The 6069-nt window shown below is 70.1% G+C and carries 5 protein-coding genes; all 5 read right to left on the reverse strand.

Going from position 1 to position 6069, the window contains the following annotated elements:
* The coding region (locus RH94_RS42585) for a rod shape-determining protein (protein WP_234425586.1) at positions 1–408 on the reverse strand (408 nt) is incomplete at its 3' end.
* A gap of 312 nt (positions 409–720) precedes the next feature.
* On the reverse strand, positions 721–1134 hold the full coding sequence (gene ndk / locus RH94_RS06725) for a nucleoside-diphosphate kinase (protein ID WP_073946715.1): 414 nt from the start codon (positions 1132–1134) through the stop codon (positions 721–723).
* Between the two features lie 56 nt (positions 1135–1190).
* Positions 1191–1559 (reverse strand): DUF4233 domain-containing protein, encoded by a 369-nt coding sequence (locus RH94_RS06730; RefSeq protein ID WP_073946716.1) that lies wholly within the window; start codon positions 1557–1559, stop codon positions 1191–1193.
* 6 nt (positions 1560–1565) lie between these two features.
* Positions 1566–3107 (reverse strand): bifunctional tetrahydrofolate synthase/dihydrofolate synthase, encoded by a 1542-nt coding sequence (gene folC / locus RH94_RS06735; protein WP_073946717.1) that lies wholly within the window; start codon positions 3105–3107, stop codon positions 1566–1568.
* A 122-nt stretch (positions 3108–3229) separates the two neighbouring features.
* Positions 3230–5860, reverse strand: coding sequence for a valine--tRNA ligase (locus RH94_RS06740; protein ID WP_073946718.1), 2631 nt, complete (start codon positions 5858–5860; stop codon positions 3230–3232).
* Positions 5861–6069 lie beyond the last annotated feature (209 nt).

The raw sequence follows: 6069 nt of genomic DNA on the forward strand, positions 1-6069 counted from the left end.
GGCCATCGGCTCCTCGATGATGTGCACCTGACGGGCGCCGGCCTGGGTGGAGGCCTCGATGACGGCACGGCGCTCGACGCCGGTGATGCCGGAGGGCACGCAGACCACGACCCGCGGACGAGCCAGATACCGCCGCTTGTGGATCTTCAGGATGAAGTAGCGGAGCATCCGCTCGGTGATCTCGAAGTCCGCGATGACGCCGTCCTTCAACGGACGCACGGCAACGATGTTGCCGGGCGTGCGCCCGATCATCTTCTTCGCCTCGGCGCCGACCGCGAGGATGCCACCGGTGTTCGTGTTGATCGCGACGACGGACGGCTCGTTGAGTACGATCCCGCGACCCCTGACGTACACCAGCGTGTTGGCGGTCCCGAGGTCGACAGCCATGTCACGGCCGATGAACGACATTGAGTTCCCCATCAGGATTCGTCTGGCCTTCCCTGGGAGCTTTTGAGGGCGTTTCAGGTACGGCGAGGTGGGTGCTGTGACGTGAAGGCTTCCATCGTAGACGCGCCTGCACGAACACTGCGCGAGGGTCTTCGCCATTGTCAGCGGATGGCGTACCGCCTCGCTTGCGGAGACGGCCCATCGGAGGCACTCGTTCCCCCGATCGGCATCCCCCATGCGGGGGCGGACGGGTTCGCACGGCCCCCCGGGGCGGGTGACCGTGCGAACTGATGGAACGTCAGGAAGAGCGGCGGGGGCAGGCTCTTCCGGGTGTCAGCCGCGGCCCGGGAAGAAGATCTTGACCTCGCGCTCGGCGGACTCCTCGGAGTCGGAGGCGTGGATCAGGTTCTCCCGGACGATCACGCCGTAGTCCCCGCGGATCGAGCCCGGAGCGGCGGCGATCGGGTCGGTGGGCCCGGCCAGCGCGCGCACGCCCTCGATGACCCGCTCGCCCTCGACGATCATGACCACGACCGGACCGGAGGCCATGAACCCCATCAGCGGCTCGTAGAAGGGCTTGCCCTTGTGCTCGCCGTAGTGCTGCTCCAGGATCTCGGTGTCCAGGGTGCGCAGCTCCAGCGCGGTGATCTGCCAGCCGGCCTTGCGCTCGATACGGCTGATGATCTCGCCGGTCAAGCCACGACGGACGGCGTCGGGCTTGAGGATGACGAGGGTGCGCTGGGTCACGACGGAGCTCCTTCTTGCCTTACGGGTACGCGGTGGGACGAGGGTACAGGGCGCTGTCACGCAGCGTCGGGGGAGGAGGGTTCGGCGGGTCCGGCGGCCTGCGCGGCGAACCTGGCCTTCGCCTCGTCGACCTTCCGCCCGAAGTGCACCGAGGCCCACCACAGGGCCGCGAACACCGCGCCCAGGAAGAACATCATCGGCACCACGAAGCCGGAGGCGATCAGCGCGACCTGCAGCACCCAGCCGAGGGCCACGCCGCCGGGCCGGGTCACCAGGCCGCACAGCAGCAGGCACAGCAGCATGGCGATGCCGCTGACCGTCCACACGGTCGTCATGGACAGGCCGGGATCCTTCATCGCGACCAGTCCGGCGAAACCGATGACGAAGAACTCGCCGATCAGGGTCGAGGAACACAGCGTACGCACGAGAAGTCAGCCCCTCCCGAGGAGCAGTCGGGCCTCGCCGACGGTGATGACGGAACCGGTGACCAGCACACCGCCACCGGCGAACTCGCCTTCCTCCTCGGCGAGCGTGATCGCGGCCTCCAGCGCGTCCGGCAGCCGCGGTTCGACCTGGACCCGGTCCTCGCCGAACACCTCGACGGCGATCGCGGCCAGCTCGTCGGCGTCCATCGCGCGGTGGCTGGAGTTCTGCGTGACCACGACCTCCGCGAAGATCGGTTCGAAGGCCTCCAGCAGACCGCGCACGTTCTTGTCGCCACTGGCGCCGACCACGCCGATCAGCCGGCTGAAGTCGAACGCCTCCCGCACCGCCTCGGCCGTGACCCGCGCGCCGGCCGGGTTGTGCGCGGCGTCCAGCACCACGGTCGGCGAGCGCCGTACGACCTCCAGCCGGCCCGGCGAGGCGACGGACGCGAACGCCTTGCGGACGGTCTCCGCGTCCAGCGGCTCGGCGCGCTGGGCGCCGACGCCGAAGAACGCCTCCACGGCGGCGAGCGCCACGGCGGCGTTGTGCGCCTGGTGGGCGCCGTGCAGCGGCAGGTACACCTCGGTGTACTCGCCGCCCAGGCCGCGCAGGGTGAGCAGCTGCCCGCCGACGGCCACCTGCCGCGCCAGGACGCCGAACTCCAGCCCCTCGCGGGCCACGGTCGCGTTGACCTCCACGGCCTTCTTCAGCAGCACCTGGGCGGCGTCCACCGGCTGCTGGGCCATGATCACCGTGGCGTCCTGCTTGATGATGCCGGCCTTCTCCCCGGCGATCTCGCCCGTGGTGGCGCCGAGCCGGTCGGTGTGGTCGAGGGCGATGGGGGTGACGACGGCGACGTCCGCGTCGATGACGTTGGTGGCGTCCCAGCTGCCGCCCATGCCCACCTCGACGACGGCCACGTCCACCGGCGCGTCGGCGAAGGCGGCGTACGCCATGCCGGTCAGCACCTCGAAGAAGGACAGGCGGTACTCCTGCGAGGTGTCGACCATCTCCACGTAGGGCTTGATGTCGTGGTACGTCTCGACGAACCGCTCGGCGGAGATCGGGGCGCCGTCCAGGCTGATCCGCTCGGTGATCGACTGCACGTGCGGGGAGGTGTACCGGCCGGTGCGCAGCTCGAAGGCGCCGAGCAGGGCCTCGATCATGCGGGCGGTGGAGGTCTTGCCGTTGGTGCCGGTGATGTGGATCGACGGGTACGACCGCTGCGGTTCGCCCAGGACGTCCATCAGCGCGGAGATCCGGCTGACCGAGGGCTCCAGCTTGGTCTCGCCCCAGCGGGTGGCCAGCTCTCCCTCGACCTCGCGCAGCGCCTTGTCGACCTCGGGGTCCTCCGGGCGCCCGGGTACGTCCGCCCGCGGTGGCCCGCCCTGCGTCCGCAGGGTGCGGCTGCCGGCCTCGATCACCGCGAGGTCGGGGTCGCGGTCGCCCGCCGCGGAAGCGGCTGATGTCTGCGCGGTCGCGACGATCTCGTCGAAGGAGTCGAGGGGGTCGTGCTGACCACGGGGGTCCGGGGGGAGCTCACTCACGGGGCCCAGTCTACGTACGCGGCCTGCGGGCACGCGTGCCGCATGGCCCGCACCCACCCCTGCGACAAACCGAGGGCGCCCGGAACCTGACGGCTCCGGGCGCCCTCGGCGGCGTACGGCCCTCACGCCTGCGGCAGCCGCTCCAGCTGCGCGGCGATCCGCGTGATGTCCTCCTCGGCCTTGGCCAGCCGCGTACGGATCTTCTCGACCACGTGGTCGGGCGCCTTCGCCAGGAACGCCTCGTTGCCGAGCTTGGCGTCGGCCTGCGCCTTCTCCTTCTCGGCGCCGGCCAGGTCCTTGGCCAGCCGCTTCCGCTCCGCGGCCACGTCGATCGCGCCCGACAGGTCCAGCGCGACCTCGACACCCGCCACCGGCAGGGTCGCCGTGGCCGTGAAGGAGTCGCCCTCCGGCTGCAGCCGCAGCAGCTGGCGGATGGCCGCCTCGTGCGGGGCCAGTGCCGTGCCGTCCAGGGTCAGACGGGCCGGCACCCGCTGGCCGGGCTGGAGGCCCTGGTCGGCGCGGAAGCGGCGGACCTCGGTGATGACGGACTGGAGGGTCCCGATCTCCTTCTCCGCCGCCGCGTCCCGGAAGCCGCTGTCGGCCGGCCACTCGGCGATGACGACCGACTCACCACCCGTAAGGGTGGTCCACAGCGTCTCCGTGACGAACGGGACCACCGGGTGCAGCAGCCTCAGCGTGACGTCCAGGACCTCTCCCAGCACCCGCTGGGAGACCTCGGCCGCCTCGCCGCCCGCCTGGAAGGTGGTCTTGGACAGCTCGACGTACCAGTCGAAGACCTCGTCCCAGGCGAAGTGGAACAGCGCGTCGGACAGCTTGGCGAACTGGAAGTCGTCGTAGTACGCGTCGACTTCGGCGACGACCGAGTTCAGCCGGGACAGGATCCAGCGGTCGGTCGCCGACATCCTCGAGGCGTCCGGCAGCGGACCGTCCACCGTCGCGCCGTTCATCAGCGCGAAGCGGGTGGCGTTCCAGATCTTGTTGGCGAAGTTGCGCGACCCCTGGACCCAGTCCTCGCCGATCGGGACGTCCACGCCCGGGTTGGCGCCGCGCGCGAGCGTGAACCGGAGCGCGTCGGAGCCGTACTTGTCCATCCAGTCCAGCGGGTTGACCGCGTTGCCGAAGGACTTCGACATCTTCTTGCCGAACTGGTCGCGGACCATGCCGTGCAGGGCGATGGTGTGGAACGGCGGTGTGCCGTCCATCGCGTACAGGCCGAACATCATCATCCGGGCGACCCAGAAGAAGAGGATGTCGTAGCCGGTGACCAGGACGGAGTTCGGGTAGAACTTCGCCAGGCTCTCGGTCCGTTCGGGCCAGCCGAGCGTGGAGAACGGCCACAGGCCGGAGGAGAACCAGGTGTCGAGGACGTCGGTGTCCTGCTTCCAGCCCTCGGCCTCGGTGCCGGGCGGCTCCTCGTCGGGTCCGACGCAGACGACTTCCCCGTTCGGCCCGTACCAGACGGGGATCCGGTGACCCCACCACAACTGCCGCGAGATGCACCAGTCGTGGAGGTTGTCGACCCAGTCGAAGTACCGCTTCTCCATCTCCTGCGGGTGGATCGCGACGCGGCCGTCCCGGACGGCGTCACCGGCGGCCTTGGCGAGCGGGCCGACCTTGACCCACCACTGCATCGACAGGCGCGGCTCGATGGTGGTCTTGCAGCGCGAGCAGTGGCCGACGGAGTGGACGTAGGGCCGCTTCTCGGCGACGATCCGGCCCTCGGCGCGCAGCGCGCCGACGATGGCGGAGCGGGCCTCGAAGCGGTCCAGGCCCTGGAAGGGGCCGTGCACGGTGATGATGGCGTGCTCGTCCATCACGGTGATGGCCGGCAGGTCGTGGCGCTGCCCGATCTCGAAGTCGTTCGGGTCGTGCGCCGGGGTGACCTTGACGGCCCCGGTGCCGAACTCGGGGTCGACGTGCTCGTCGGCGACGACGGGGATGGACCGGTCCGTCAGCGGCAGCTTGATCAGCTTGCCGACGAGGTGCCGGTAGCGCTCGTCGTCGGGGTGGACGGCCACGGCGGTGTCGCCGAGCATGGTCTCGGCACGGGTGGTGGCGACCACGATGGTGTCGTCGCCGTCGCCGTACTTCATCGAGACGAGCTCGCCGTCGTCGTCCTGGTACTCGACCTCGATGTCGGAGATGGCGGTCAGGCACCGGGGGCACCAGTTGATGATGCGCTCGGCGCGGTAGATCAGCTCGTCGTCGTAGAGCCGCTTGAAGATGGTCTGGACGGCCTGGGAGAGCCCCTCGTCCATGGTGAAGCGCTCACGCGACCAGGCGACGCCGTCGCCGAGGCGGCGCATCTGGCCGGAGATCTGCCCGCCGGACTCGCTCTTCCACTGCCAGACGCGCTCGACGAAGGCCTCGCGGCCCAGGTCGTGCCGGGACTTGCCCTCCTTGGCGAGCTCGCGCTCGACGACGTTCTGGGTGGCGATGCCCGCGTGGTCCATGCCGGGCTGCCACAGCGTCTCGTAGCCCTGCATGCGCTTGCGGCGGGTGAGGGCGTCGATGAGCGTGTGCTCGAAGGCGTGCCCCAGGTGGAGCGAGCCGGTGACGTTCGGCGGCGGGATGACGATGGTGTACGGCGGCTTGTCGCTCTTCGCGTCCGCCTCGAAGTAGCCCCGCTCTACCCAGCGCTCGTACAGCGGCCCCTCTACGTCGGCCGGCGCGTACTGGGTCGGCAGTTCGGTGTCGGGCGCGGGTGGCTGCTGCTGAGCGTTCTCGGTCACAGGGGTCAGTTTAGAGGTGTCACGTCGCGGTCCCGAAACGCGTTTGTTCTGTAACGGTGCGGGACCCCGCCGCCTCGCGCGCGGCGTGCCTGGGTGAGGATGTCAGGAACACATAAGCATCTGGAGGGGAACCCAGGATGAGCAGCAACCAGCCGGGCCCGTACGGCGGGCAGCCCCAGCAGCCCGGACCGTACGGCCAGCCGGGCCCC

The sequence above is a fragment of the Streptomyces kebangsaanensis genome (assembly GCF_001906585.1).
In the GTDB taxonomy this organism is placed as follows: Bacteria; Actinomycetota; Actinomycetes; order Streptomycetales; family Streptomycetaceae; genus Streptomyces; species Streptomyces kebangsaanensis.